Annotated in this window: 24 protein-coding genes; 7 read left to right on the top strand and 17 right to left on the bottom strand. The window is 67.2% G+C overall.

Annotated elements, in window-relative coordinates; translation table 11 throughout:
* Position 1 precedes the first annotated feature (1 nt).
* The 5 genes from BLR19_RS13340 to sdhC are packed head-to-tail and all read right to left on the bottom strand — an operon-like array spanning position 2 to position 3829.
* The gene (locus BLR19_RS13340; protein ID WP_066553488.1) at positions 2 to 322 is read right to left on the bottom strand and encodes a 2Fe-2S iron-sulfur cluster-binding protein; all 321 of its coding nucleotides are present in this window, start codon (positions 320 to 322) and stop codon (positions 2 to 4) included.
* Between the two features lie 53 nt (positions 323 to 375).
* On the bottom strand, positions 376 to 1170 hold the full coding sequence (locus BLR19_RS13345) for a succinate dehydrogenase iron-sulfur subunit (protein ID WP_055755116.1): 795 nt from the start codon (positions 1168 to 1170) through the stop codon (positions 376 to 378).
* Between the two features lies 1 nt (position 1171).
* Positions 1172 to 2956 (bottom strand): succinate dehydrogenase flavoprotein subunit, encoded by a 1785-nt coding sequence (gene sdhA / locus BLR19_RS13350; protein ID WP_091751996.1) that lies wholly within the window; start codon positions 2954 to 2956, stop codon positions 1172 to 1174.
* Between the two features lie 7 nt (positions 2957 to 2963).
* Positions 2964 to 3368, bottom strand: coding sequence for a succinate dehydrogenase, hydrophobic membrane anchor protein (sdhD, locus tag BLR19_RS13355; protein ID WP_091751999.1), 405 nt, complete (start codon positions 3366 to 3368; stop codon positions 2964 to 2966).
* Complete coding sequence (sdhC, locus tag BLR19_RS13360; protein WP_176758354.1) at positions 3365 to 3829, bottom strand: succinate dehydrogenase, cytochrome b556 subunit; 465 nt, start codon at positions 3827 to 3829, stop codon at positions 3365 to 3367. Before sdhC ends, sdhD begins: the two co-directional genes overlap by 4 nt.
* A gap of 206 nt (positions 3830 to 4035) precedes the next feature.
* Between sdhC and BLR19_RS13365 the strand changes: the two genes are divergently transcribed.
* From BLR19_RS13365 to alaS, 3 genes are all read left to right on the top strand, one after another.
* Positions 4036 to 4629, top strand: coding sequence for a hypothetical protein (locus BLR19_RS13365; protein ID WP_091752002.1), 594 nt, complete (start codon positions 4036 to 4038; stop codon positions 4627 to 4629).
* Between the two features lie 37 nt (positions 4630 to 4666).
* Positions 4667 to 5527, top strand: a complete 861-nt coding sequence (locus tag BLR19_RS13370) for a pirin family protein (RefSeq protein ID WP_091752005.1) — start codon at positions 4667 to 4669, stop codon at positions 5525 to 5527.
* A gap of 271 nt (positions 5528 to 5798) precedes the next feature.
* On the top strand, positions 5799 to 8447 hold the full coding sequence (gene alaS, locus BLR19_RS13375) for an alanine--tRNA ligase (RefSeq protein WP_091752008.1): 2649 nt from the start codon (positions 5799 to 5801) through the stop codon (positions 8445 to 8447).
* 424 nt (positions 8448 to 8871) lie between these two features.
* Here the strand turns inward: alaS and BLR19_RS13380 are convergent, their stop codons facing one another.
* The 3 genes from BLR19_RS13380 to BLR19_RS13390 all read right to left on the bottom strand — a co-directional run bounded on the left by BLR19_RS13380 (position 8872) and on the right by BLR19_RS13390 (position 11400).
* A complete protein-coding gene (locus BLR19_RS13380; protein WP_091752011.1) occupies positions 8872 to 9426 on the bottom strand; it encodes a DUF2939 domain-containing protein in 555 nt (184 codons plus the stop codon).
* Positions 9427 to 9476: 50 nt separating this feature from the next.
* A complete protein-coding gene (locus BLR19_RS13385) occupies positions 9477 to 10076 on the bottom strand; it encodes a DUF2939 domain-containing protein (RefSeq protein WP_091752014.1) in 600 nt (199 codons plus the stop codon).
* Positions 10077 to 10179: 103 nt separating this feature from the next.
* Positions 10180 to 11400, bottom strand: coding sequence for an NADP-dependent isocitrate dehydrogenase (locus BLR19_RS13390; protein WP_039246750.1), 1221 nt, complete (start codon positions 11398 to 11400; stop codon positions 10180 to 10182).
* Between the two features lie 177 nt (positions 11401 to 11577).
* On the opposite strand from BLR19_RS13390, the gene BLR19_RS14900 reads away from it, so the two are divergent.
* Genes BLR19_RS14900 through BLR19_RS13405 form a run of 4 tightly spaced genes read left to right on the top strand, consistent with a single transcriptional unit; the run spans position 11578 to position 13971 of the window.
* On the top strand, positions 11578 to 11727 hold the full coding sequence (locus BLR19_RS14900) for a hypothetical protein (protein ID WP_176758355.1): 150 nt from the start codon (positions 11578 to 11580) through the stop codon (positions 11725 to 11727).
* Complete coding sequence (locus BLR19_RS13395; RefSeq protein ID WP_091752018.1) at positions 11709 to 11921, top strand: hypervirulence associated TUDOR domain-containing protein; 213 nt, start codon at positions 11709 to 11711, stop codon at positions 11919 to 11921. Before BLR19_RS14900 ends, BLR19_RS13395 begins: the two co-directional genes overlap by 19 nt.
* Complete coding sequence (locus BLR19_RS13400) at positions 11918 to 13066, top strand: DUF1176 domain-containing protein (protein WP_091752021.1); 1149 nt, start codon at positions 11918 to 11920, stop codon at positions 13064 to 13066. Before BLR19_RS13395 ends, BLR19_RS13400 begins: the two co-directional genes overlap by 4 nt.
* A complete protein-coding gene (locus tag BLR19_RS13405; protein ID WP_255366671.1) occupies positions 13063 to 13971 on the top strand; it encodes an NAD(P)/FAD-dependent oxidoreductase in 909 nt (302 codons plus the stop codon). The genes BLR19_RS13400 and BLR19_RS13405 overlap by 4 nt, the downstream gene beginning before the upstream one ends.
* Here the strand turns inward: BLR19_RS13405 and BLR19_RS13410 are convergent.
* The 9 genes from BLR19_RS13410 to BLR19_RS13450 form a co-directional block, all read right to left on the bottom strand.
* Entirely contained in the window at positions 13968 to 15782 is a 1815-nt protein-coding gene (locus BLR19_RS13410) for a DUF885 domain-containing protein (RefSeq protein ID WP_091752027.1), read from the bottom strand. The two genes, BLR19_RS13405 and BLR19_RS13410, sit on opposite strands and share 4 nt — an antisense overlap.
* A gap of 77 nt (positions 15783 to 15859) precedes the next feature.
* Positions 15860 to 17692, bottom strand: a complete 1833-nt coding sequence (locus BLR19_RS13415) for a DUF885 domain-containing protein (RefSeq protein ID WP_091752030.1) — start codon at positions 17690 to 17692, stop codon at positions 15860 to 15862.
* 149 nt (positions 17693 to 17841) lie between these two features.
* The gene (pnp, locus tag BLR19_RS13420; RefSeq protein WP_091752034.1) at positions 17842 to 20076 is read right to left on the bottom strand and encodes a polyribonucleotide nucleotidyltransferase; all 2235 of its coding nucleotides are present in this window, start codon (positions 20074 to 20076) and stop codon (positions 17842 to 17844) included.
* Between the two features lie 298 nt (positions 20077 to 20374).
* Positions 20375 to 20644 carry a 30S ribosomal protein S15 gene (gene rpsO / locus BLR19_RS13425; RefSeq protein ID WP_017506665.1) on the bottom strand — a complete coding sequence of 90 codons (270 nt, stop codon included), beginning with the start codon at positions 20642 to 20644 and terminating at the stop codon, positions 20375 to 20377.
* A 79-nt stretch (positions 20645 to 20723) separates the two neighbouring features.
* Complete coding sequence (gene truB / locus BLR19_RS13430; RefSeq protein WP_091752038.1) at positions 20724 to 21653, bottom strand: tRNA pseudouridine(55) synthase TruB; 930 nt, start codon at positions 21651 to 21653, stop codon at positions 20724 to 20726.
* Positions 21654 to 21696: 43 nt separating this feature from the next.
* Positions 21697 to 22149 (bottom strand): 30S ribosome-binding factor RbfA, encoded by a 453-nt coding sequence (gene rbfA, locus BLR19_RS13435; RefSeq protein WP_091752041.1) that lies wholly within the window; start codon positions 22147 to 22149, stop codon positions 21697 to 21699.
* Positions 22150 to 22214: 65 nt separating this feature from the next.
* The gene (locus BLR19_RS13440) at positions 22215 to 22898 is read right to left on the bottom strand and encodes a DUF2459 domain-containing protein (protein WP_091752044.1); all 684 of its coding nucleotides are present in this window, start codon (positions 22896 to 22898) and stop codon (positions 22215 to 22217) included.
* The gene (locus BLR19_RS13445) at positions 22895 to 23446 is read right to left on the bottom strand and encodes a hypothetical protein (protein WP_091752046.1); all 552 of its coding nucleotides are present in this window, start codon (positions 23444 to 23446) and stop codon (positions 22895 to 22897) included. The genes BLR19_RS13440 and BLR19_RS13445 overlap by 4 nt, the downstream gene beginning before the upstream one ends.
* Before the next feature lie 56 nt (positions 23447 to 23502).
* Positions 23503 to 24186, bottom strand: a complete 684-nt coding sequence (locus BLR19_RS13450; protein WP_091752048.1) for a LolA family protein — start codon at positions 24184 to 24186, stop codon at positions 23503 to 23505.
* Positions 24187 to 24281 lie beyond the last annotated feature (95 nt).

The following is a 24281-nucleotide window of genomic DNA, read 5'->3' on the forward strand; positions in this document are numbered from 1 at the left end:
TTCAGTGCTGGTTTTCCGGCAACCGCACGATCAGGCCGTTCAGCGCGTCCGACACCCGGATCTGGCACGACAGGCGGCTGTTCGGCTCGACCTCTTCGGCGAAGTCCAGCATCGACTCTTCCATGGCCGACGGCTTGCCCGTCGCCTCGCGCCAGGCGTCGTCGACATAGACATGGCAGGTCGCGCAGGCGCAGGCCCCGCCGCAGTCCGCGTCGATGCCCGGCACATTGTTGCGGATCGCGCCTTCCATGACGCTCAGCCCCGACTTCACGTCGACGACGTGCTCGGTTCCGTCATGCTCGATATAGGTGATGCTGGCCATGCGCCGCTCTTAAACGAGGCGGCGCCGGAGGCAAGGCCCCCGGCGCCGGATACTCAGGCCGCCTTCTTGCGGCTCGGCGCAACCATCAGCTTCTTGGTCTCGGCGATGGCCTTGGCCGGGTTCAGACCCTTGGGGCAGACCTGGGCGCAGTTCATGATCGTGTGGCAACGATAAAGTTTGAACGGGTCTTCCAGGTCGTCCAGACGCTTCTGGGTCGCGTCGTCGCGGCTGTCGGAAATCCAGCGATAGGATTGCAGCAGCGCCGCCGGGCCCAGGTATTCTTCCTGGTTCCACCAGTAGCTGGGGCACGAGGTCGAGCAGCAGGCGCACAGGATGCACTCGTACAGGCCGTCCAGCTTCTCGCGTTCGGCCGGGGTCTGCAGACGTTCCTTCTCCGGGTCCGGCTCGTCCGATTGCAGATACGGCTGGATCGAGTCGTACTGCGCGTAGAACAGGCTCAGGTCCGTCACCAGATCCTTGACCACAGGCTGGTGGGGCAGGGGGGAGATGGTGATGTTGTTGGACGCGCATTCGTCCCAGCCCTTGGTGCAGGCCAGGGCGTTGCGCCCGTCGATGTTCATCGAGCACGAGCCGCAGATGCCCTCGCGGCACGAGCGCCGGAACGACAGGGTCGGATCGATGGTGTTCTTGATGTGGATCAGGGCGTCCAGCAGCATCGGGCCGTGGTCGCCGGTCGGCACTTCATAGGTGTCCCAGCGCGGATCGGCGTCGGTTTCCGGATCGTAGCGATAGACCTTGTAGGTCTTCACGTCCTTGGAGCCCGGCGCGGCCTTGTGGACCTTGCCGGTCGTCGGCTTGGAGCCTCTGGGGAGAGTAAGCTGGACCATCTTAGTAAACCCGCGCCTTCGGTTCGATATACGCGATGTCGTCGGACATGGTGTAGTTGTGGACCGGACGATAATCGATCTGGACCTGCTCGCCCGGACGCTTCCACGCCAGGGTGTGCTTCATCCAGTTGACGTCGTCGCGATCGGGATAGTCCTCGCGGGCGTGGGCGCCGCGCGATTCCGTGCGGTTCAGACCACCCTCGATCGTCACCATCGCCTGGGCGATGAGGTTGTCGTACTCCAGCGTCTCGACCAGGTCCGTATTCCAGATCAGGCCGCGATCAGTGGTCTTGATGTCGGCGCCGGCCGCCTCGATGGTGCGCAGCTTGTCGGTGCCCTGTTGCAGGGTCTCGCCGGTGCGGAACACCGCCGCATCGGCCTGCATCGCGCGCTGCATCGACAGACGCAGCTCGGCGGTCGGGGTCGAGCCGTCGGCGTAGCGGAAGCGATCCAGGCGGGCCAGGTGCTGGTCGGTCTGGCTCTTGGAGGCCGACGGCACGGCCGAGGCCTTGTCGACGACTTCACCGCAGCGCAGGCCGACGGCGCGGCCGAACACCACCAGGTCGGTCAGGGAGTTGGAGCCCAGGCGGTTGGCGCCGTGCACCGAAACGCACGCCGCCTCGCCCACGGCCATCAGGCCCGGAACCACGCTGTCGGGATTGCCGTCGCGCAGCGTCAGGACTTCGCCGTGATAGTTCGTGGGGATGCCGCCCATGTTGTAGTGGACGGTAGGCAGGACCGGGATCGGCTCCTTGGTCACATCCACGCCGGCGAAGATCTTGGCCGACTCCGAGATGCCCGGCAAGCGCTGGTGCAGGATCTTTGGATCCAGGTGATCCAGGTGCAGGAAGATGTGGTCCTTGTTCGGACCCACGCCGCGACCCTCGCGGATTTCGATGGTCATGGAGCGCGAAACCATGTCGCGCGGGGCCAGGTCCTTCACGGTCGGCGCATAGCGCTCCATGAAGCGCTCGCCTTCCGAGTTGGTCAGATAGCCGCCCTCGCCGCGCGCGCCCTCGGTAATCAGGCAGCCGGCGCCATAGATGCCGGTCGGGTGGAACTGTACGAACTCCATGTCCTGCAGCGGCAGGCCGGCGCGCAGCACCATCGCATTGCCGTCGCCGGTGCAGGTGTGGGCCGAGGTGGCGCTGAAATAGGCGCGGCCGTATCCGCCGGTCGCCAGCACCACCATCTTGGCGCGGAACTGGTGAAGCTGACCGTTGTCCAGTTGCAGCGCCGTCACGCCGGTGCAGGCGCCGTCCTGCATGATCAGGTCCAGCGCGAAATATTCGACGAAGAACTTCACTTCGCGGCGCACCGACTGGCCGTACAGGGTGTGCAGGATGGCGTGGCCGGTGCGGTCGGCGGCGGCGCAGGTGCGCTGCACTGGGCCTTCGCCGAAGTTGCGGGTCATGCCGCCGAAGGCGCGCTGATAGATCTTGCCTTCTTCGGTGCGGCTGAAGGGCACGCCCCAGTGTTCCAGCTCATAGACGGCCTTGGGCGCGTTACGGACCAGATATTCGATCGAGTCCTGGTCGCCCAGCCAGTCCGACCCCTTGACGGTGTCGTACATGTGCCACTGCCAGCTGTCCTCGCCCATGTTGCCGAGCGAGGCGGAGATGCCGCCCTGGGCCGCGACGGTGTGCGAGCGGGTGGGGAAGACCTTGGTCACGCAGGCGACCTTCAGTCCCTGCTGGGCGGCGCCGAGCGCGGCGCGAAGGCCCGAGCCCCCGGCGCCGACGACGACGACGTCGTATTCGTGATCGATCAGTTCGTAAGCGGCCATCAGTTAATCAGGCTCCGAAACCAGCGGGCAGCGGCGCCGAACCCAGCGCCAGCCGCACGATGAAGAAGACGCTGGCGGCGGCCAGCACCAGGAAGACGACGTTCAGCAGCAGGACCAGAAGGCCGCGCGTTCCGACGCTGGGCACGTAATCTTCCAGAATGACTTTCCAAGCCAGGCTGACGTAGCCGAAGAAGATCACTGCGGTGATCGCCATCAGGGCGGCGTTCAGCGGATTGGCAAACCAGGCCATCGCCGCGTCATAGCCGGCGCCCGCCAGGGTGAAGCCGGTCGAGGCGACCCACAGGCCCAGCGGCAGCAGAGCCACCAGCAGGATGCGCTCGATCAGCCATTCGCCGGCGCCGTGACGCTCGGAGACCTTGACGTTGTTCTTGAACTTTGCGGCGCCGCTCACAGCGAAACTCTCCCCGTGGCGAACAGCACGATCCAGAACAGCACGGCCAGCGGGATCGGCCCCCAAACGGCGATGTTCGACAGGGCCGTCGCCGACTTCACCGTCAGCCCGTTGCCGGTGTCGTTATAGGTGTGGCGAGCGCCGTTCAGGATGAAGGAGAACAGCACGACCGTCAGACCGAAGAAGACCAGCAGGCCCAGCGGCGATCCGGCCAGATCGAGTGCGCTCTGGAACGCCTCGGGCCCGAACGCCAGCGCGCCCAGCCAAGCCAGGACGAACAGCACGCCGACCGTGGCGGCGATGATCGTCGCACGGAACAGAATGGAGGCCGTCATGGTGACGTGCCAGCGCCAGACGCCCATGTGGGGCGACAGCGGCGCGATATGTCCGTTCGGTTGAGTGACGAAGCGACCCGTCCGGTCGCTTGAGGCGCCACCCGGCGTCGGGTTGGGCTGGTTCATGCGAATGGTTCTCAAAAGCGAATGAATTCAATCGCCGTGTGCGGTTGCGAAGGCTTTTGTGACCCTGTGGGGCCGGTGTCAACGCACAGACCCCCAGATCGACGGATTGTGCGGTTTACGTCGGTTCCATCACGACGGATCACGTTTGCGTTCCGCGTCCGTTCGACGGCTAGGCGACGCGCCCGGCGATTTGGCAGGGTGGGCTCATGTTGCAGCTCGCCTTGATTTCCGCCGTCGCCCTGGAGCCCGCCATTCAGACGACCGGTCTTCTGGAAGCGACGCCTGAGACCTATCGCGCGCCGGCCGTTCGCCCCTATCAGCCGCCGTCCCGTTTCGGGCGCGAAACGGCCGAGGGGGACGGCGAGATCGACCTGCATCGCCGCCCTCTGACGGCTCCCGTCGCGGTCGATGACTACGCCGGGGACTATGAGTTCAGCCCCTCCGACAGTCAGACGACCTACGATCAAGGCGTCGCCCAGGCCGCGATCGACGCCGAAGCCGCAATGGGCCCGCTGGACGGCCGCTGGCGCATCGCCCAGCCAGACGGAAAGCCCTTGCTGTCGCTGTCCCTGACCGACCGGGGCGAGGGCCGTCGGGTAGAGGGCGCCTGGCGACGTCTGGATGCGCCGGCCGGGGTCGACCGAACGGGCTTCGCCGGCCCGGTCTCGACCCAGGGCGAGGTCGTCGTCATTCCTCTGTCCGAAGGTGAACTGCATCTGCATCCGGCGGCGGACAGCTGGGCCGGCGAATGGATCCGGGACGGACGCGCCCGTCGCGTCACGGCGACCCGTCCAGGCTGATCTCGCCACCGCCGATCCGCCACCCTATATGTAGCGAATGACCCAGCCCCGTTCCGTCCTTCGCCTGCACCCCGCCCATCGCGACGACATCGGCGACCTGACCACCCGCCGTCCGGTGCCCGGCCCCGGCCTGGACCAGGTCGATCCCTTCCTGTTCCTGAACCACCACGGGCCCCAGACCTATGCGCCGGGCAACGCCGGCCTGCCGTTCGGCCCGCACCCGCACCGGGGCTTCGAGACCGTCACCTTCATCCTGGACGGCGAGCTCGCCCACAACGATTCCGGCGGCGGCGAGAGCATCATCAAGGCGGGCGGCATCCAGTGGATGACCGCCGGGTCGGGCCTGATCCACGCCGAACTGTCCCCGGCCGCCTTCAAGCGCGACGGCGGGCCGATGGAGATTCTGCAGCTGTGGGTCAACCTGCCGTCGCGGCTGAAGATGACCAAGCCGGACTATGTGGGCCTGCAGAAGTCCGACATCCCGTCCTTCACGACCGAGGCCGGCGTCACGGTCGAGCCGGTCTCCGGCGACTGGCTGGGCGTCAAGGCGCCGATCCAGTCCCTGATCGACATCCATCTGGCGGTCGTGCGCCTGCCCGCCGGCGCGACGTTCGAGACGTCCGTCGCCTCCGGCCGCAACGTGTTCCTCTATGGGGTCAAGGGCGAGATCGCCGTCGCCGGAACCCCCGTGCCCCAATGGAACCTCGCCGCCCTGTCCGACGGCGATGCGGTCCAGATCACGGCGACCACCGACGCCGTCGTCCTGCTGGGCCACGCCGATCCCATCGGCGAGCCGGTCTTCAGCCACGGCCCCTTCGTCATGAACACCCGCGACGAGATCATCCAGGCGATCCAGGACTACCAGTCCGGCAAGTTCGGCCCGCCGCCGAAGGTGTGAGGCGGGCGCTCCCGTCTCCTCCCTGCTTTGCGGGGAGGTGGCGCGGCGCTTCTTCAGCGCCGTGACGGAGGGGCTCTTCGGAGCGTCACCGATCAAGGGCCTTAAGGCGGCCTCAACCCTCCACCGCTTCGCGGTCCCCCTCCCCGCAAAGCGGGGAGGAGACAGCGTGTTCTCTGGCTCGCACGCCGCATCCCCCGCAGATGATGCGCTCCCCGCCAAAACCCTATATGACGCCGGTTCCTAGCGACCGCCCCAGCCGAAGACACGCCGAATGCCCAGCCTGAACGAGATCCGCGCCACCTACCTCGACTATTTCGCGGCGGACGGCCACGCCAAGGTCCATTCGGCGCCGCTGGTGCCGCAGAACGACCCGAGCCTGCTCTTCGTCAACGCGGGCATGGTGCCGTTCAAGGACTATTTCACCGGCGCCGCCAAGCCGCCTTATCCCCGCGCGACCAGCTCGCAGAAATGCGTGCGCGCCGGGGGCAAGCACAACGACCTGGACAACGTCGGCTATACGGCGCGCCACCTGACCTTCTTCGAGATGCTGGGCAACTTCTCGTTCGGCGACTACTTCAAGGAACACGCCATCGAGAAGGCGTGGAACCTGGTCACCCAGGATTTCGACCTGGACCCCAAACGCCTGCTGGTCACCGTCTATATCGATGACGACGAGGCCGCCGCGATCTGGAAGAAGGTCACCGGCTTCTCCGACGACAAGATCATCCGCATCGCCGGCTCGGACAACTTCTGGGCCATGGGCGACTCGGGTCCCTGCGGTCCCTGCACCGAAATCTTCTGGGATCACGGCGACAAGATCGCCGGCGGCCCTCCCGGCTCGCCGGACGAGGACGGCGACCGCTACGTTGAGATCTGGAACAACGTCTTCATGCAGTATGAGAAGGAGAACGATCAGATCGTTCGCAACCTTCCCAAACCCAGCGTGGACACCGGCATGGGCCTGGAACGGATGACCACCGTGCTCCAGGGCGTGCATTCGGTCTTCGAAACCGACCTGTTCAAGACCCTGATCGCGGCTTCGGAGGACGCCACCTCGACCAAGGCGGACGGCGATCAGGCCGCCAGCCACCGGGTCATCGCCGACCACCTGCGTTCGTCGTCCTTCCTGATCGCCGACGGCGTCACGCCTTCGAACGAAGGTCGCGGCTATGTGCTGCGCCGCATCATGCGCCGCGCCATGCGTCACGCCCACCTACTGGGCGCCGCCGATCCCCTGATGCACCGTCTGGTCCCGACCCTGGTGGCCCAGATGGGCGACGCCTATCCCGAACTCGCCCGCGCCCAGCCTTTCATCGAGGACACGCTGAAGCAGGAAGAGGTCCGCTTCCGCACCACGCTTGGCCGCGGCATGGCGCTGTTCGACACGGCGGTTCAGGGCTTCCGCCCCGGCGACATGCTGGACGGCCAGACGGCCTTCACCCTGTCCGACACCTATGGCTTCCCGCTGGACCTGACCCAGGACGAGGCCCGTCGTCGCGGCTTCTCGGTCAATGTCGACGGCTTCGAGGCCGCCATGGCCGAACAGCGCCAGCGGTCGCGCGAAAACTGGAAGGGCTCGGGCCAGACCGCCAACACCAACGAATGGCTGGCGATCCGCGACCGGATGGGGCCGACCGTCTTCACCGGCTATGACAATATCGAAGGCTCGGGCGAGGTCCTGGCCCTGATGAACGCCGGCGCGCCGGTCGAAACCGCCGAGGCGGGCGACATCGTCGAAGTCTTGTTCGACACCACCCCCTTCTATGCCGAAAGCGGCGGCCAGGCCGGCGATCACGGAACCCTGGAATGGCCGGGTGGAGAGGCCGAGGTCATCGATGTGCGCAAACACGCCGGCGACCTGCACGTACTGGTGGCCCAGGTCACGGCCGGCAAGCTGGAGATCGGAACCCGCGCCGCCCAGTTGGTGGACGCCGAGAAGCGCCGCACCAGCCGCGCCAACCACTCCGCCGCCCACCTGCTGCATACGGCGCTGAAGAATGTGCTCGGCCCCGCAGTCGCCCAGAAGGGTCAGCTGGTCGACGCCGAGCGCGCCCGTTTCGACTTCAGCCACGGCGCCCCGCTCACCGAGGCCGAACTGTCGGCCATCGAGACCGAGGTCAACGCCGTCATCCGTCAGAACGTCCCGGCCGAAACCAAGCTGATGGCCCCGCAGGAGGCGATCGAGGCCGGCGCCATCGCCCTGTTCGGCGAGAAATACGGCGACGAAGTCCGCGTCCTGACGCTGGGCCGCTCGCTGGTCAGCGAAAACGCCCCCTATTCGGTCGAACTGTGCGGTGGCACCCACGTCGCCCGCACCGGCGACATCGCCCTGTTCAAGATCGTCCAGGAAACCGGCGTCGCCGCCGGCGTGCGCCGCATCGAGGCCCTGACCGGCGAGGCCGCGCGTCAGTATCTGCTGGCCCAGGCCGGCGTCGCCCGTTCGCTGGCCCAGAGCTTCAAGGTCCAGACCGCCGACGTCCCCGCCCGCGTCGACAGCCTGACCGCCTCGGTCAAGACGCTGGAGAAACAAGTCGCCGAGCTGAAGAAGCAGCTCGCCCTGGGCGGCGGCTCGGGCGCGTCGTCCGCGCCTGAGGAGATCAACGGCGTCAAACTGATGGCCCGCGTGCTGGACGGCGTGGACGGCAAGGGTCTGCGCGGCGTCGCCGAGGACTTCAGGAAACAGGTCGGAACCGGCGTCGTCGCCCTGATCGGCGTCACCGAGGGCAAGGCGGCCGTCACCGTCGCCGTGACCTCCGACCTGACCGACCGCGTCAACGCCGCCGACCTCGCCCGCGCCGCCGTCATCGCCATGGGCGGCCAGGGCGCCGGCGGCAAGCCCGACTTCGCCCAAGGCGGCGCCCCCGACGGCTCCAAGGCCGAAGACGGCCTGGCGGCGGTGCGGAACGCGTTGGCGGGCTAATCACCGCGCTGTCGTCATCCTCCGGTCCGCGCAGCGGAACCGGGGGACCCAGCGGCGCGCGGGAGCGCGACACTGTCGCGGCATGGTTGGCTGACCGTTAGCGCCCCCGAAAGATCGCCTTCGGCGCCGCTGGGTCCCCCGGTCTGCGCCGCAAGCGGCTTGCCGGAGGATGACGAAAGATACTGGCGACGAGGCTCTTCCCGTCACAATCTTCATTGGCATGCCAAGCGATATCAAACGCTTATCTGGCCGCAGCGTCCGTTTCCTGAGCGTGCCGCAGGGACGGCCTATACTCTCTGCTCACCAAAGAGGAGGCCGCCCACCCAAGGCAAAAGTGCGCTAACTGCACTCACTTTCTGATCGGCGCCCGCCGTCCAATCAGACGAATTAGACACTTTAGACGGTGTTTTTGTCCCCGACCGTCTCAATCCATCGGGTCGGGCGTCAGATCGACCCCGGCCAGCTTCCAGGTAAACGGCGTCCGGCGTTCCATGATCAGCACAAGCGCATCGTCCGGCCGGTCGTCGCGCGTCAGGGTGACGGCGAAGGTGTTGAGCCCGCGATAGGCCCAGGACTGGCGGATCTTGTCCTTGTCCACGGCCGGGGTGTCGTCAGCGGGCACGGGCCGTTCCGGCTCGGGCGTCTCGCCGGAGCGGACCATGGCGGCGATGCCTTGTGGCGTGACGAAGTTGTCGACAGCGCCTTCGACCAGCGACGGGGCCAGCAGCATGCCCAGCGCCGCCAGACCCGTGTCGCCCTTGGTCCGGTTGCGAATTTCCAGGGCCGCGCGCGCGTTCAGCTCGCTCTTCAGGCTGGTGCGGAACGCCGGGAAGTCCACCTGCCGCTCCAGCCCGGCCGCATCCCCGGTCCGCGCGGCCCGCACCAGCGCCTGGGCGGCGATGAAGGGCGAGACGAACAGGGCGACGACCACGCCGATGACGACGGCGATCAGGGCTCCGGTGATGATCTTGCGGCTCATGTCGTCTCCTTGGAAAGCCAACGCAGGCTGGGCGGCGTCGGTTGCCGGGTTTATCGCGGGGTGACGGCGACGGCCGGCGCCGTCCCGTCGGGCAGGCCGATGTGAACCAGCTTCCACTCGAACGGCCCGCGCCGCTCGAAGGTGAACAGGGTGCGCGACCCGCCCTGATCCGTCACCGCCATGCGCGCCCGATTGACGCTCCAGTAGGCGGGACTGGGCCAGGGCTTGCGGCTGCGCTCCGAGGCCGGCGCCACGCCCGCCGACGTGCGCTGGCTGGCGTATCGGCCCTCGCCCTTCAGCAGGGCGTCGAGGGCGGCCGGCGTCAGATAGGCGTCGACGTCCGGCTGGCGCAGGATCGGATTCTGCTCGATCTGGCGCCGGAAGGCGCCGATGGGGTCTTCCAGGAAGGACGGCGCGGGCGCCATCGCCTCGGGCCGTCCCGCCAGCTGCGGCCGCAACGACTGGCGCACGGCGTTGAAGTCGATCAGCCGCGCCAGCCCCGCCACGTCGTTCGCCTCGGCCGCCGACCGAATGGCGAAGAAGGCCACCGCGGGCGCCGCGAAGAAGGACAGCACCGCCACGACAACCGCTGCCAGCACCAGGTTTCCGAACAGCCGCTTCACGAACGCATCCTCATTACCGCCGATCATGCACGCCCCCGCCCTTCGCACAACGAAAAGCCCCGCCGGAGCGATCCGACGGGGCTGGTATTCTTGCGTTCCTCCCCAGCGCAGCGGGGGAGGAACGTCGTCCTCAGCCCACGTCCGGCAGAGCGGTCTTCAGGTTCTCGGCGACCTTGTCGAGGAAGCCTTCGGTGGTGAGCCAGCCCTGTTGGTCGCCGACCAGCAGCGCCAGGTCCTTGGTCATGAAGCCGGCCTCGACGGTGTCCACGACCACCTTCTCCAGGGTGTCGGCGAACTGGTCCAGGGCGGCGTTGCCGTCCAGCTTGGCGCGGTGCTTGAAGCCGCGCGTCCAGGCGAAGATCGAGGCGATCGAGTTGGTCGAGGTGGCCTCGCCTTTCTGATGCTGGCGATAGTGGCGGGTCACGGTGCCGTGGGCGGCTTCCGTCTCCAGCACCTTGCCGTCCGGCGTCATCAGAACCGAGGTCATCAGGCCCAGCGAACCGAAGCCCTGCGCCACGACGTCGGACTGCACGTCGCCGTCGTAGTTCTTGCACGCCCAGACGAAGCCGCCCGACCACTTCATCGCGGCCGCGACCATGTCGTCGATCAGGCGGTGCTCATAGGTCAGACCGCGCGCCTTGAACTCGGCGGCGTAGTGCTCGTCGAACACTTCCTGGAACAGGTCCTTGAAGCGGCCGTCATAGGCTTTCAGGATCGTGTTCTTGGTCGACAGATAGACCGGATAGTTGCGCTGCAGGCCATAGGCGAAGCTGGCGTGGGCGAACTCGCGGATCGAGGCGTCCTGGTTGTACATGGCCATGGCCACGCCGGCGCCCGGGGCCTTGTAGACTTCGTGCTCGATGACTTCGCCGTCCTCACCGACGAACTTGATCGTCAGGGTGCCGGGACCGGGCATCAGGAAGTCGGTGGCCTTGTACTGGTCGCCGAAGGCGTGACGGCCGACGACGATCGGCTGGGTCCAGCCCGGAACCAGGCGCGGCACGTTCGAGCAGATGATCGGCTCGCGGAAGACCACGCCGCCCAGGATGTTGCGGATGGTGCCGTTCGGCGACTTCCACATCTTCTTCAGGCCGAACTCCTGCACGCGGGCTTCGTCCGGGGTGATGGTGGCGCACTTCACGCCGACGCCGTGCTTCTGGATCGCGTGGGCCGCGTCGATCGTCACCTGGTCGTCGGTGGCGTCGCGGTGCTCCATGCCGAGGTCGTAGTAGTCCAGCTCGAGATCCAGGAACGGGAAGACCAGCTTGTCCTTGATCATCTGCCAGATGATGCGGGTCATTTCGTCGCCGTCGATGTCGACGATGGGGTTTTCGACCTTGATCTTGGCCATGCGTGCGGTCCGCCTGTGACTGTGGGGAAGGGAATGTCGTGGCGGCGGTATAGCGAGGCCGCGCGCCCGCGCAAACCCCGCCGCCCGTCGTCGCCGCCCGGAATAACGCAGATCGTTCCTGAACCCTTTGGCCAGCCCGGACTTCTCTTGGGCCCAGCAACAGAGACGGACGGCAGGATGACGGAAGAAGAGCGCCAGCTGGTGGATCGTTGGATCGTCACCTTCTGCGAGGCGCCGCCCGTGGTCGACGCGGAACTGATGCGCAGGCTGATCGCTGAACAGGAAGCGACACAGCAGGAGTCATCGTCATGTCAGAAAAGACGTTAAAGGCCGGCGACAAGGTGAAGTGGGACCACAGCCAGGGCACCACGACCGGCAAGGTGGTCAAGAAGGTCACCTCGGAAACCAAGATCAAGGGCCATAAGGTTGCGGCCTCCAAGGACAATCCGGAGTATATCGTCGAAAGTGCCAAGACCGGCGCACGCGCGGCGCACAAGCCGTCGGAGTTGAAGAAGGCATGACCCTGAACGGCCTGTGGCGCGGCGTCGCCCTTTCGGCCCTTGTCCTGTCTGCGCTGTCCATCGCCGGATGCGGAGACAAGGATGCGGCCAAGACGCCTGCCGCGACCCAGGCCGCCGGTCCGTCTGCACCGGCCGCCGCTGCGCCGGTGCTGCAGATCCGCCCTGAAACCAAGACCTTCCGTGACTGGAGCGCCACCTGCGGCAACGACGGGACATGCTGGGCCTTCGGCTTTGCGCCAGAGTTCGCCGCTGGCTGGGTCCGCATCACCCTGGCGCCCGGTCCGGACGCCCAGCCGCAAATCCTCTTCGGCTATTGGCCGGACGGCGACGCCAAGGCTGCTGAGCCGCTCAGCCTGACGATCGACGGCCGCGCCTATCCGGCTGTGCTCAGCGACGCGGGCAACGTCGAGACGCCGATCGGCGAAATCAGCGACGGCGCTCGCGCCGCCCTCGACGCCCTGGCTCAGGGCAAGGTCATGAGCATTCGCGGCGCCGCAACCCAGGAGGTCTCGCTGCACGGCGCCGCCGCGGCCTTGTTGTGGATCGACGAGAAGCAGGGACGTCTAAATACGCCAACCGCCCTGATCCGACGCGGCGACCGCCCGGCCGCCCTTGTGCCGATCGCGCCGTCGCTGCCGACGGTGACGCCCGCTCCGGCCGTCGATCAGGCCGGTTTCGGCGATCAGAACCAGCGCCTGCCCGCCGCGCTGCGCGCTCGCACCGAGGTCGGCGACTGCCTCAAGGCGTCGGCCATGCCGGCCGTCAGCGACATGGTCATGTCCGCCCGGCTGGACGCCCGCACCGAGCTGTGGGCCGTGCCCTGCGGATCGGGGGCCTATAACGTCACCCACAACTGGTATCTGACAGGACCGGGCGGTCGCGACCCCCGGCCCGCAATCCTCGCCGGATCGGAAGGTCCGGGCTCCGATCCCGTCATGCCGGACAACGCGACCGTCAACGGCGCCTATGATCCCAAGACCCGAACCCTGTCGGCCTTCGCCAAGGCGCGGGGCATCGGGGATTGCGGCGCGGCGCAGACCTGGGCCTGGACGGGACAGGGCTTCACACTGACGCAGGAAAGCGTGATGGGCGAATGCGCCGGCGTGCCGTCCGACCTTTGGCCTGTCACCTGGCGCACGCGGTGACCGATCCGGAGGTTCTGATCATCGGCGCGGGTCCGGCCGGCCTGACGGCGGCGACCTATCTGGGGCGCTTTCGTCGGCGGACCCTGGTGGTGGATGGCGGGGCGCCCCGCGCCTGCTGGATCCCGCTCAGCCACAATATGCCGGGCTTTCCGGCCGGCATCACCGGCGCCGACATCCTGAAGCGGATGCGCGAACAGGCCGAGGAATATGGCGCGGTCGTCGAACCGGGTCGCGTCCGGAGCCTGACCCACGACGGCGACGGCTTCGTTGCTGAGATGGATGGCCGCGCTATCCGCGCCCGCGCCGTCCTGCTGGCGACCGGGGTCGTCGATCATCATCCGGATCTGCCCGGTGTCGAAGCGGCGGTGCAAAAGGCGCTGGTCCGCATCTGTCCCATCTGCGACGGCTATGAGGCGACCGACAAGGCTGTCGCCATCATCGGCCAAAGCGACAAGGGCGCGCGCGAGGCCGCCTTTATGCGCACCTATTCCGACCGTGTGACCCTGATCCATATTGGCGCGCCCGACGCGCTCAGCCGGCGTGACGAACTGGAACGGCTGGGCGTCGAACTGATCCTGGCGCCGCTGGACGCGATCGACATCGAGAACGACCGAGTGATGGCGCTGAGCTACGCCGGCCAGAGTCGCGCGTTCGACCTGGTCTATTCGGCGCTGGGCACATCGCCGAACGCCGAACTCGCCCGGGGGCTGGGCGCGCGTCTGGCCGACGACGGCCGGTTGGAGGTCGATCTGCATCAGGCCACCAGCGTGCCGGGCCTCTATGCCGCCGGCGACGTCGTGCGCGGCCTCAACCAGATCGCCGTCGCGACCGCCGAAGCCGCCGTCGCCGCCACCGACATCCACAACCGCCTGCGCCAGGCCGACGGCCTGACCGTCGCCGACTAGGCCTGTCCTCGGACCACGCGTTCGAGGACGGCCAGGGGCAAGGATCCGTTCTCCAGCACCTTGTCATGGAAGGCCCGCAGATCGAAGCCGGGCTGGCCTTCGGCCTCTTTGCGCAGGCGCGCGATGACGGTGTGGCCGACCTTGTACGCGCAGGCCTGGCCGGGCCAGACGCAGTATCGGTTGATCTCGCTGTTGGACGCATCCAACGGCTTGGCTCCCGAGGCCGCCATATAGTCGACCGCCTGTTCACGGCTCCAGCGCTCGGAATGCAGGCCCGTGTCCACAACCAATCGCACGGCGCGGAACAGATAGGACATCAAGAAGCCGACCCGACCCAATGGATTGTCAGCATAGACATCCAGATCGTCAGCCGCCACCGCCTCGGCATACAGCGCCCAGCCTTCGTTATAGGCCGAGAAGCCCCCCGCCCGTCGCCATTGCGGCAGTTCGCCGGACTCGCGCTGCAGCGCGACCTGAAGGTGATGCCCCGGCGATGCTTCATGATAGGTCAGCGTCGGCAAGGCGAAGCGCGGCCAGTTTCCGGTGTCGCGCAGGTTGATGTAGTAGGCGCCCGGCCGCGATCCATCCAGCGGCGGTCCCTGATAGTAGCCGCCCGGCGCGCCCGACTGGATCGAGACCGGCACGCGCCGAATCTCGACGTGGGACTTGGGCAGACGGCCGAACACTTGGGGCAGTTTCGGCTCAAGATCGGCGACCAGCGTGTTCAGCCAGGCCAGCAGTTCGGCCTTGCCCGCATCGGTATTGGCGAACAGTTGGGCGGGTTCTTTATTCAGAGCCTGGATGCGTTCCCCGACCGTGCCTTGCGTATAGCCCTGGGCCTTCAGGATGGCGTCGATCTCGGCGCTGATCTCGGCGACCTGTTCGCGGCCCAGAGCGTGGATTTCGTTGGCCGTCAAAGTCGTGGTCGTATTGGCCTTCAGCCCGGCGGCGTAGAAGGCCTCGCCGTCCGGCAAGCGCCAGACCCCGGCGTCGTGGGTGGCGCGCGGGCGCAGGGACTCCAGCGCTTCGATCTGGGCGGCCAGGGCCGGCTTCACCTTCTGGTCTACGATAGCGGCGGCGCGGGCGTCATAGCCGGTCAGATCCAGCCCGGCGGTCTTGCGCGCCAGAGACTTCAGCATGGCCAGATCGGCGGCGGGCGTGTCGTGCAGGGTGCGAATCTGCGGCAGCATCCGGTCGATGATGAAGTCTGGTGGCACAACGCCTAGACCCGCATCTTCCTGGATCTTGGCCGTCTCGCCCTCCAGCACGCCGGAGAAGGCCTCGAGCCGCGACAGGAAGGCGTCGGCGCCCGCTGCGTCCTCGATCCGGTGCTGGTTGTCGAGGAAGTCGGGCGTGCTGAAATAGGCGCCCGACAGCTGGGTCACGACATAGGGCGACGGCCGTCCCGGGCCCGATCCGTAGTCGAAGCGCGCCGTCTGCGCGGCCGTCTCGGCTCCGAAGGCCGCGATGGCGTAGTTCAGCGCCCCAGCGGGCGACAGGCCGCTCTGGTCGAAGGCGTTCAACTGCGCCCAGCGGCTCACAGCCTTCTGACGATCCTTGCGGAAGGCGGCCGGTCCGGCTTCGCTAAGTTTTGCAGAAAGCCCCGCCCGCGTGCCGCGGTCCAGGCCAAGGTTGGTCGCACCCTCCGGATTTTCGTCGATGTCCGCTTCGAACCAGCCGTCCAGCAGGCCGTTCAGGCGTCCGTCCGCATCGGCGGCGGTGGTCTGGTTCTGGGTCTGGGCCTGCGCGACGGAAGGCGCGACCGCAGCCGCGGCGGCGGCGGTCAGCAGAAGTCGGCGACGATCGATCATGCGGCAACTCTCAAAGGGCGGACGCGTCGCGCCGACGCGTCCCGATCCACTTCGTCGGCCCGGCGCGGCCGCCGTGCTCAGGCCTGGGTCGCGACCCAGCCGTCGACGATCCGCTCCAGCACCGACAGGGGCACGCCGCCGGCGGCGAGCGCCGTGTCGTGGAAGCCCTTGATGTCGAACTTGGGTCCTAGGGTCGTCTTGGCCTTTTCGCGCAGGCGGACCCATTCGTTGTGACCGACCTTGTAGGCGCAGGCCTGGCCCGGCCAGCCGCAATAGCGTTCGACCTCGGACGTCGCCGCGCCTTCCTGATCGCCATAGGCCTCCATCATGTAGCGGATGCCCTCTTCGCGGCTCCAGCCCTTGGAATGGATGCCGGTGTCGACCACCAGGCGCGCGGCGCGGAACATCAACGATTGCAGGTAGCCGATCTGACCCACCGGATCGTTCTCATAGGCGCCCAGCTCGTCGGCCAGCTGTTCGGCGTACAGCCCCCAGCCCTCGACGTAGGACGAGAAGCCCAGCAGGTTCATCAGCAGCGGCGCGGACTCGCTCTCCTGCTGCAGGCTGATCTGCAGATGGTGGCCCGGCGTCGCCTCGTGATAGGTCAGGGTCGGCAGGGTCCAAGATGGCCATTCCGCCGTGTCCTTTAGATTGATCCAGTAGATGCCGGGCCGCGTCCCATCCAGGCTGGGCGAGTTGTAATAGCCCATCGGCGCGCCGGCCTCGATCTCGGGCGGGACGCGCTTGATCTCGACCTTGGCCTTGGGCAGGCGGCCGAACGCGTTGGGCAGGCGGGCCTGCATATCGGCCATCTGCGCGTTCAGCTTGGCGATCAGCTCGGCCTTGCCGGCGTCGGTGTTGGCGTAGACGTATTTGGGATCGTCCCCCAGGGCCTTGATCCGCTCGGCGACCGAGCTTTGCGTCAGGCCTTGCGCCTTCAGCAGGACATCGGCGCGCGCCGTCAGATCGGCCATCTGTTCCAAGCCGGTGCGGTGGATCTCGTCGGCGGTCAGTCGGGTCGTGGTGATGTAGCGCAGGCTGTTGGCGTAATACTGCTCGCCCTGCGGCAGGCGGCGCACTGAGGCCTCGTGCACGGCGTTCGGTTGGGCTGCCTTGAGCACGGCGTTCTGGGCGGCCAGGGCCGGATAGACCCGCTCGGTCACAAGCCGTTCGACCTGCGCGCCCCAGTCGCCGCTCAGGCCCTTGGCGCGGGCCCGATCCACGACCGACTGGGTCAGGGGCGAGGTCGCCGCAGGCGTCGCCAGGACGCCGTCCTGCTGGCGGATCGCCTTGGCCAGGATGAAGTCGGGCGGGATGACGCCCAGCGCATAGTCTTCCTTCAGTCGATCCGTCTCGGCCATCAACACGTCGGCGAAGGCGTTGACGCGGGCGACATAGGCGTCGGCGTCGGCGGCCGTCTCGATGGTGTGCTGGTTGGCCAGGAAGTCGGGCGTGGACTGATAGGCGCCGCCCTGCTGGCTGACGCGGTACGGATTGGGCCAGCCGCCCTGGCCGTAGGGGATGTCGTAGGTGGCGATCACCCCGTCCAGATTCTGGGTCAGGCTGTCGTAGTAGTTGGCGTTGCGGGCATCGAGTTTAGAGCGGTCGATGCGGGACAGTTCGGCGCGTTGGCGACGCGTGAAGGCGCGCTGGTCGTCTTCCTCAGCGCGTGTCGGAACGGTCAGTTTGGACTTGGCGGCGGCGCGGTCGCCCTTGTCCAGGCCGAACATGGTGACGAGCTCGGGGCTCTTGTCCAGCGTCTGCTCGAACGTGGCGTCCATGAAGGTTTTGAGTGGGGCGGCGGCGTCGCCCTGCGATGCCCCGGCCTGACGCGCGAAGGCGGGGCCGCTCACGGCGACGAGGCCGGCGCCCAGCGCGGCGGACTGAAGAAGACGACGACGATCGAACATGGAACGGCCCCTCGAAATCTGGATGCGGCAATGGAAACTGCATGGGCCGAAGCGGCAAGTGAAATCGCGGACAGTCTGTGCGCCGCCCCAAAGAAAAAGGCCCGGCGGATTGCTCCGCCGGGCCTCATCAGTCTTGGATGCGAGGTCGCTTAGTCGCGACGACGACGTCCGCGATCGCCGCCGCGATCACCGCCGTCACGTTTCGGACGACCGCCGGTGTCTTCCGACAGGGGCTCTTCGCCGCGCTCGGCGCGCTCGGCGTTGATCTTGGCCGTCAGGTCTTCACCGGTGGCCTGATCGACGACCTTCATCGACAGCTTGGTCTTGCCGCGATCGTCGAAGCCCAGGAACTTGACCTTGACCTCTTGGCCTTCCGACAGGACGTCGGCCGGATTGGCGACGCGTTCCAGCGCGATCTGGGACACGTGGACCAGGCCGTCCTTGGCGCCGAAGAAGTTCACGAAGGCGCCGAAATCGACGACCTTGACGACCTTGCCGGAGTAGATGGTGCCGACTTCCGGCTCCGAGGCGATGGACTGGATCCAGGCCTTGGCGGCGTCGATCTTCTCCTGGTCGTTGGCGGCGACCTTGATGGTGCCGTCATCGCCGATGTCGATCTTGGCGCCGGTCTTCTCGACGATCTCGCGGATGACCTTGCCGCCCGAACCGATGACTTCACGGATCTTGTCGACGGGGATCTTGATCGTTTCGATCTTGGGCGCGTGTTCACCCAGTTCGGCGCGCGGCGCATCCATGGCCTTGGACATCTCGTCCAGGATGTGCAGGCGACCGGCCGAAGCCTGCGTCAGGGCCTGCTTCATGATCTCCTTGGTGATGCCGGCGACCTTGATGTCCATTTGAAGGCTGGTGATGCCTTCCGACGTGCCGGCGACCTTGAAGTCCATGTCGCCCAGGTGGTCTTCGTCACCCAGGATGTCCGACAGGATGGCGAACTCGCCCGACGGCTCCAGGATCAGGCCCATGGCGATGCCCGAGACCGGACGAACCAGCGGCACGCCGGCGTCCATCAGGGCCAGCGACGAACCGCAGACCGTGGCCATCGAGGACGAGCCGTTTGACTCGGTGATCTCGGAGACCAGACGGATGGTGTAGGGGAAGTCTTCCTTGGTCGGCAGCATCGGACGGATCGCGCGCCAGGCCAGCTTGCCGTGACCGATTTCGCGACGGCCGGGCGAACCCATGCGGCCCGCTTCACCCACCGAATAGGGAGGGAAGTTGTAGTGCAGCAGGAAGTTCTCTTTGTAGGTGCCCTGCAGGCTGTCGATGTACTGCTCGTCCTCGCCGGTGCCGAGGGTGGCGACGACCAGGGCCTGGGTTTCCCCACGCGTGAACAGGGCCGAACCGTGGGTGCGCGGCAGGACGCCGACTTCCGACACGATGGCACGGACCTTGTCGAGGGCGCGGCCGTCGACGCGGTGCGCGTTCTCGATGATGTCGCGACGCAGGACTTCGGCTTCGCACTCCTTGAAGGCGGCCGAGAACTTGGAACCGTCGACGCCGTCGGGGTTCTCGTCGGTCTTCACCAGCTTGGCGGCGGCGGCCTTCTTGGCGGCGTCGACGCCCGAACGGCGCTCGTATTTGCCGGCGTGGGTGTAGGCGCTCTTGATGTCTTCGCCGACCAGAGACTTGATCGAGGCGACAACGTCGGAGTGGTCTTCGGCCTGGAAGTCGAAGGGCTCCTTGGCGGCGTGTTCAGCCAGTTCGATGATGGCGTCGATCACCGGCTGCATGCCCGCATGCGCGAACATCAGGGCCTCGAGCATCTTCTCTTCCGACAGCTCCTTGGCTTCGGATTCGACCATCATCAGGGCGTCTTGCGTGCCGGCGACCACCAGGTCGAGGTCCGAGGACGGGATCAGGTCGATGGCGGGGTTCAGCACCAGCTCGCCGTCGATCAGGCCGACGCGCGCGGCGCCGATGGGGCCCATGAAGGGCACGCCCGAGATGGTCAGGGCGGCCGAGGCGGCGACCATGCCCAGAACGTCGGGATCGTTTTCCATGTCGTGCTGCAGCACGGTCACGACGACCTGGGTCTCGTTCTTGAAGCCCTTGACGAACAGCGGGCGGATCGGACGGTCGATCAGGCGGGAAACCAGGGTTTCCTTCTCGGACGGACGGCCTTCACGCTTGAAGTAGCCGCCCGGGATCTTGCCGGCGGCGAAGGTCTTTTCCTGATAGTTGACGGTCAGGGGGAAGAAATCCAGGCCGGGCTTGGGCGCGCGGCCATAGACGACGGTGGCCAGAACCACGGTCTCGCCGTAGGTCGCCAGCACGGCGCCGTCGGCCTGGCGGGCGATGCGGCCCGTTTCCAAGGTCAGCGGGCGGCCGGCCCAGTCGATCGTCTTGCGTTTGATGTCGAACATATTTCGTCTTTCGTATCCCGGACGGCGTATTCCGTGCGGGGTCCCATCATGGGGCGGATGCGTCGGCGTTCAGTCCTTCGATCCAGAGGCCGCCGCGCCATCGCGACGACCGGGAGAGGACCGTCATGGCCCTCGCAGCTGCGCCGGTAAGTCCTGCGGCGCACAGGTCGTATTTTTGTAGTCACGCTTCCCGGGCGGCCAACCGGCAGCCACTTGGCCTGGAAGCGCTTAGTTGCACAACGAGGCGCGGACGTGACCGCCCGCGCCTCGAAAGCGTATTCTACACTGTTCCGACGCCTTAGCGGCGCAGGCCCAGTTTGGAGATGAGCGCCTGGTAGCGACCGGCGTCGACCTTGTTCAGGTGGTCGAGCAGGCGGCGACGTTGCGACACCATCTTCAGAAGGCCACGACGCGAGTGGTTGTCCTTCTTGTGGGTCTTGAAGTGTTCGGTGAGGTTGGCGATGCGTTCCGACAGGATCGCGACCTGAACCTCGGCCGAGCCGGTGTCGCCAGCGGAGCGGGCGTTATCGGCGATGATCTCGTGCTTGCGTTCAGCAGTAACCGACATCGTAGAGTCCTTTCTTGGCCTATCGCGCTTCGCGCTACTTGAGGCCGTGGGGTCTCGGCCCTTGCCGGATGGCGCGGGCCTAGAGGTTGAAAACGCGGTCGGGTTCTAGCCGGCCGGCCCGCAACTGACAGAGGGCGACGAGGGTCTGGCCCTGAAAGGCTGAAACCGTGCGCGAACCGCCGGTGAGACGATCCTTGAGGGTTTCCACCTGACGGGGGAGCAGAACGATCGGGCGTCCCTGCCGAAGCGAGAAGGCGTCCTGTTCATTCACGGCCAGTTCCGGGATGTCGTCCAGAGCGGTCGCGACGGCAAGCAAGCCTTCCGAGGCGGCGCCCCTATGCACCATTTCCTCCAGAGAATCCAGAGTGACGGCGTTTTGCGTGCTGAACGGCCCCACGCGCTCGCGTCTCAGGGCGCTGACATGACCCTCGGCGCCGAGGGCGGCGGCCAGATCGCGGGCCAGCGAGCGGACATAGACGCCCTTGCCGGTGCGGATGGTCAGTTCCACGTGGTCGGCGTCGGGCGCATCCGTCACCTCGGCCGAGTGGATCGTCACCCGGCGGGCCTGAAGCTCGAACTCCACCCCGTCGCGGGCCAGGTCATAGGCGCGGGCGCCGTCCACCTTGATTGCGGAAAAGCGCGGCGGCGTCTGGTCGATCTCGCCGACGAAGGCCGGCAGGGTGACCTTCACCTGATCGACGGTCGGGCGCACGTCGGAGCGGCCGATGATCTCGCCCTCGCGGTCCACGCTGTCGGTCGAGACGCCCCAGTTGATGGTGAAGCGATAGACCTTCTGCGCCTCCATCATCATCGGCACGGTCTTGGTCGCCTCGCCGAGCGCGATGGGCAGGATGCCGCTGGCCAGCGGGTCGAGCGTTCCGGCGTGACCGGCCTTCTGGGCGTTGAACAGGCGACGGATGCGGCTGACGGCCTCGGTCGATCCCATCTCGAACGGCTTGTCCAGGCAAACCCAGCCGTCGACGATGTCGCCCTTCTTCTTGCGGCCCATTATGCTTGGCCTACCGCGCTTCGCGCTACTTGACGCCGGAGGATCACTGATCGTCCTCGTCGTCGCGGCGCTCCAGGTCGGCGCGGACGCGGGGGTCGTCGAACAGGCGGTCGATGTGGCTGGCGGCGTCGAAACTTTCGTCGTGGCGGAACTTCAGGTCGGGCGTGAACTTCATGTCCAGGCGGCGGCCCAGCTGACCGCGCACGAATTTGGCGTGGACGTTCAGCGCCTTGATGATTTCGCTCTCATGGCCATTGGTCGGCGCGGCCTCGACCCCGGCGCCCAGAGGCTCGACGAAACAGGTGGCGTGTTTCAGGTCCGGCGACAGGCGCACTTCGGTCACGGTGATGGACACTCCGGCCAGGGCCTCGTCGCGGATATCCTCCTCGCGCAGGATGTCGACCAGGGCGTGACGGATCAGCTCGCCGGCGCGCAGCTGGCGCTGGCTGGGTCCGGCGGGACCGGAGGCGTTGCGGGTGTGTTGCTTGTGGGCCATCGGCCTCTCCTTCTTGTTCGCCCGCTGGGGATCGGACCCGGCCGGATAGGCGAAAGTCGGGCGGTCTAGTCCCGCAGCGGGGGTCTGTCCAGTTTTCGCGCCCGTTCGGCGGCCCGAACCGAGCGCATCACCTCGCCCGAGGTGATGGCCGGAACTGGACGGATCGCCACGCCGCCGGCGTTCAGGACACTGGCCGTCCAGTGATTGCACAGGTGCAGTATGGAGAAGGTCTCGCGGCTGGCGAAAAAGCGCGCGTCGTCGCCGGGACGCAGGGCTGCGATGTGCGGCCGGCCGTTCGACAGATCAAGCGAGGCCTCGACCCGCGCGGCCAGACGCTCGAAGCGGGCGCGGCTCAGGGTCAGGGCGGCGCTGTCTTCGCCATAGGCCAGGCGCGGATCCTCGGCTCGAGGGGCCAGCATCAGCACCGATCGATTGCCGGGATGCAGAAAGGCGCGCGCCCCGTCGGGCAAGCGATCCGAAATCGGCCGCTGATCGACGTAGAATTTCGCATCGCCCCAGCCGATCAGGATCCAGTCGCCGGGCGCCAAGGCTTGGACCGCACGGGCCAGAGGACCGCCGCGACGTTCCAGCGCGGCGCGCGGTACGGCGATATCGGTGTGAAAGCCGTTGTCGAGCACCTGAATGACGACAGGGTCTGTCGCCGTCCCACCCGTCGCGCCCGGCCGGGTCCAGGTCAGAAGCGCCGCCACCAGCCCGACCAGCGCCGCCAGCACCAGCGCTCGCATCATCGGCTGAGGTCCAGCACGGCGCACAGGCGGTCGTCCGACAGCAGGGCGCCCGGAGGCGGTCCCTGTCGCACCGGCATCAGGACGAAGCCGTCGCGCCGCACGGCCAGGGCCAGCCATCCGACGGGATGACCGGCGCACAGCCGCGTGTCGTCGTCAGCCGTGACGCGCCGCACCTCGATCTGGGCCATCGGCGGCACGGCCATGGCGTCGGTGAAACTTCTGGAGACGCTGGCCGGCTGATCCGCCTGAACCAGCCGATGCGGCGCCGAGGTCAGGCGGCCGGCCGTGGTCGTGCTCAGCGCGCCGCCGTCCGCGTCGAGCGCCATGTCGGACTTGGCCGCGACGTAGCGTCCGGACAGCACGACTTCCCCGACCTCGACCTGTCCGGACGCGCGAGGTCTGGCGGAGGCGTCGGTCGGCGTGATCAAGCGGTTCAGAGCCGGTTCGACCACCAGTGCGCCGAGCATGAACAGAGCAAAGCCGCCCGCGCCGACCGCCGCGATCCATTTCAGCGATGGGACGCCGGATGGCGGGGCGGTCGCGCTCATGCGGCCAGTCTAGCGAAACAGGGGTTGAGGAATGGTCACCCGCCCCCAGAACGCCCTTAGTTGCGGCCGGGCCGGCGGGTCGGGTCGCTGAGCTGGAACAGGCGCGCCGACAGGCCGGACGCCGGTTGCAGCGAGGTCAGCTGGGTCCGGGTGCGGGCGCCCTGCGGATCGGTGATGGTCCACTCTTGCAGACGCATCGGATTGCCGGCGAAGGCCAGCACGACCTGACCGTCATTCGGGCGGTTGGAATCCCGCGCCGTGATGGCGAAGGCGCCCGAGGCCATCCGGGTCACGCGCTCGATGCGGACGCCCTGGTCAAGGCGCACGTTGCGCGCCAGGAAGGTCGACAGGGGGGTGCGACCCAACGGCACCTGCTGGAAGCTGTTCAGACGCGGGTCGTAGCGTTTGACGTTATAGCCGTCCGACACCACCAGCAGACCGGCCGGGTTGGTGTATTCGAAACGCATCTTGCCCGGACGCTGCAGATAGAAGCGGCCCTGACGCGTCTGGCCGTTCGGACCCGTTTCGGTGAAGGTGCCTTGCGCCGAGGTCAGGGCCTGCAGATAGCCCTGCGCCTGCTGCACCACGGCGCGATCCTCAGCCGGCAGGTTGGACTGGGCGTGGGCGGCGTCGAAGGCGCCCAGCGCGATCAGGCCGGTCGTCAGGCCGGCGCCCAGCAGTAGGCTGCGGCGGTGCAGGTCGGGGGTGGCCATAGCCACTGTCTTGGCGCGCGAGGTCATGAAGTTCGTCTCCCGTTCGGGATGGTTGTCGATCCTGCCGTCTTGCCCGGTCGGCTTGGCGTCGGAATGACGCGAGCCTGACCATATTCCGGCGC

Origin of the sequence: Brevundimonas sp. 374, from assembly GCF_900102995.1 — a bacterium.
GTDB lineage: Bacteria > Pseudomonadota > Alphaproteobacteria > Caulobacterales > Caulobacteraceae > Brevundimonas > Brevundimonas vesicularis_C.

Bases quoted from the DNA above. Each gene is read 5' to 3' on its own strand.
- truB (WP_091752038.1), bottom strand. From the start codon at position 21,653: ATGGGCCGCAAGAAGAAGGGCGACATCGTCGACGGCTGGGTTTGCCTG.
- BLR19_RS13340 (WP_066553488.1), bottom strand. From the start codon at position 322: ATGGCCAGCATCACCTATATCGAGCATGACGGAACCGAGCACGTCGTC.
- alaS (WP_091752008.1), top strand. From the start codon at position 5,799: ATGCCCAGCCTGAACGAGATCCGCGCCACCTACCTCGACTATTTCGCG.
- BLR19_RS13365 (WP_091752002.1), top strand. From the start codon at position 4,036: ATGTTGCAGCTCGCCTTGATTTCCGCCGTCGCCCTGGAGCCCGCCATT.
- rbfA (WP_091752041.1), bottom strand. From the start codon at position 22,149: ATGGCCCACAAGCAACACACCCGCAACGCCTCCGGTCCCGCCGGACCC.
- BLR19_RS13380 (WP_091752011.1), bottom strand. From the start codon at position 9,426: ATGAGCCGCAAGATCATCACCGGAGCCCTGATCGCCGTCGTCATCGGC.
- BLR19_RS13415 (WP_091752030.1), bottom strand. From the start codon at position 17,692: ATGTTCGATCGTCGTCGTCTTCTTCAGTCCGCCGCGCTGGGCGCCGGC.
- BLR19_RS13345 (WP_055755116.1), bottom strand. From the start codon at position 1,170: ATGGTCCAGCTTACTCTCCCCAGAGGCTCCAAGCCGACGACCGGCAAG.
- BLR19_RS13410 (WP_091752027.1), bottom strand. From the start codon at position 15,782: ATGATCGATCGTCGCCGACTTCTGCTGACCGCCGCCGCCGCGGCTGCG.
- BLR19_RS13370 (WP_091752005.1), top strand. From the start codon at position 4,667: ATGACCCAGCCCCGTTCCGTCCTTCGCCTGCACCCCGCCCATCGCGAC.
- BLR19_RS13450 (WP_091752048.1), bottom strand. From the start codon at position 24,186: ATGACCTCGCGCGCCAAGACAGTGGCTATGGCCACCCCCGACCTGCAC.
- pnp (WP_091752034.1), bottom strand. From the start codon at position 20,076: ATGTTCGACATCAAACGCAAGACGATCGACTGGGCCGGCCGCCCGCTG.
- sdhA (WP_091751996.1), bottom strand. From the start codon at position 2,956: ATGGCCGCTTACGAACTGATCGATCACGAATACGACGTCGTCGTCGTC.
- BLR19_RS13440 (WP_091752044.1), bottom strand. From the start codon at position 22,898: ATGATGCGAGCGCTGGTGCTGGCGGCGCTGGTCGGGCTGGTGGCGGCG.
- rpsO (WP_017506665.1), bottom strand. From the start codon at position 20,644: ATGTCGGTTACTGCTGAACGCAAGCACGAGATCATCGCCGATAACGCC.
- BLR19_RS13385 (WP_091752014.1), bottom strand. From the start codon at position 10,076: ATGATCGGCGGTAATGAGGATGCGTTCGTGAAGCGGCTGTTCGGAAAC.
- BLR19_RS13395 (WP_091752018.1), top strand. From the start codon at position 11,709: ATGTCAGAAAAGACGTTAAAGGCCGGCGACAAGGTGAAGTGGGACCAC.
- BLR19_RS13400 (WP_091752021.1), top strand. From the start codon at position 11,918: ATGACCCTGAACGGCCTGTGGCGCGGCGTCGCCCTTTCGGCCCTTGTC.
- BLR19_RS14900 (WP_176758355.1), top strand. From the start codon at position 11,578: ATGACGGAAGAAGAGCGCCAGCTGGTGGATCGTTGGATCGTCACCTTC.
- BLR19_RS13390 (WP_039246750.1), bottom strand. From the start codon at position 11,400: ATGGCCAAGATCAAGGTCGAAAACCCCATCGTCGACATCGACGGCGAC.
- sdhC (WP_176758354.1), bottom strand. From the start codon at position 3,829: ATGAACCAGCCCAACCCGACGCCGGGTGGCGCCTCAAGCGACCGGACG.
- BLR19_RS13445 (WP_091752046.1), bottom strand. From the start codon at position 23,446: ATGAGCGCGACCGCCCCGCCATCCGGCGTCCCATCGCTGAAATGGATC.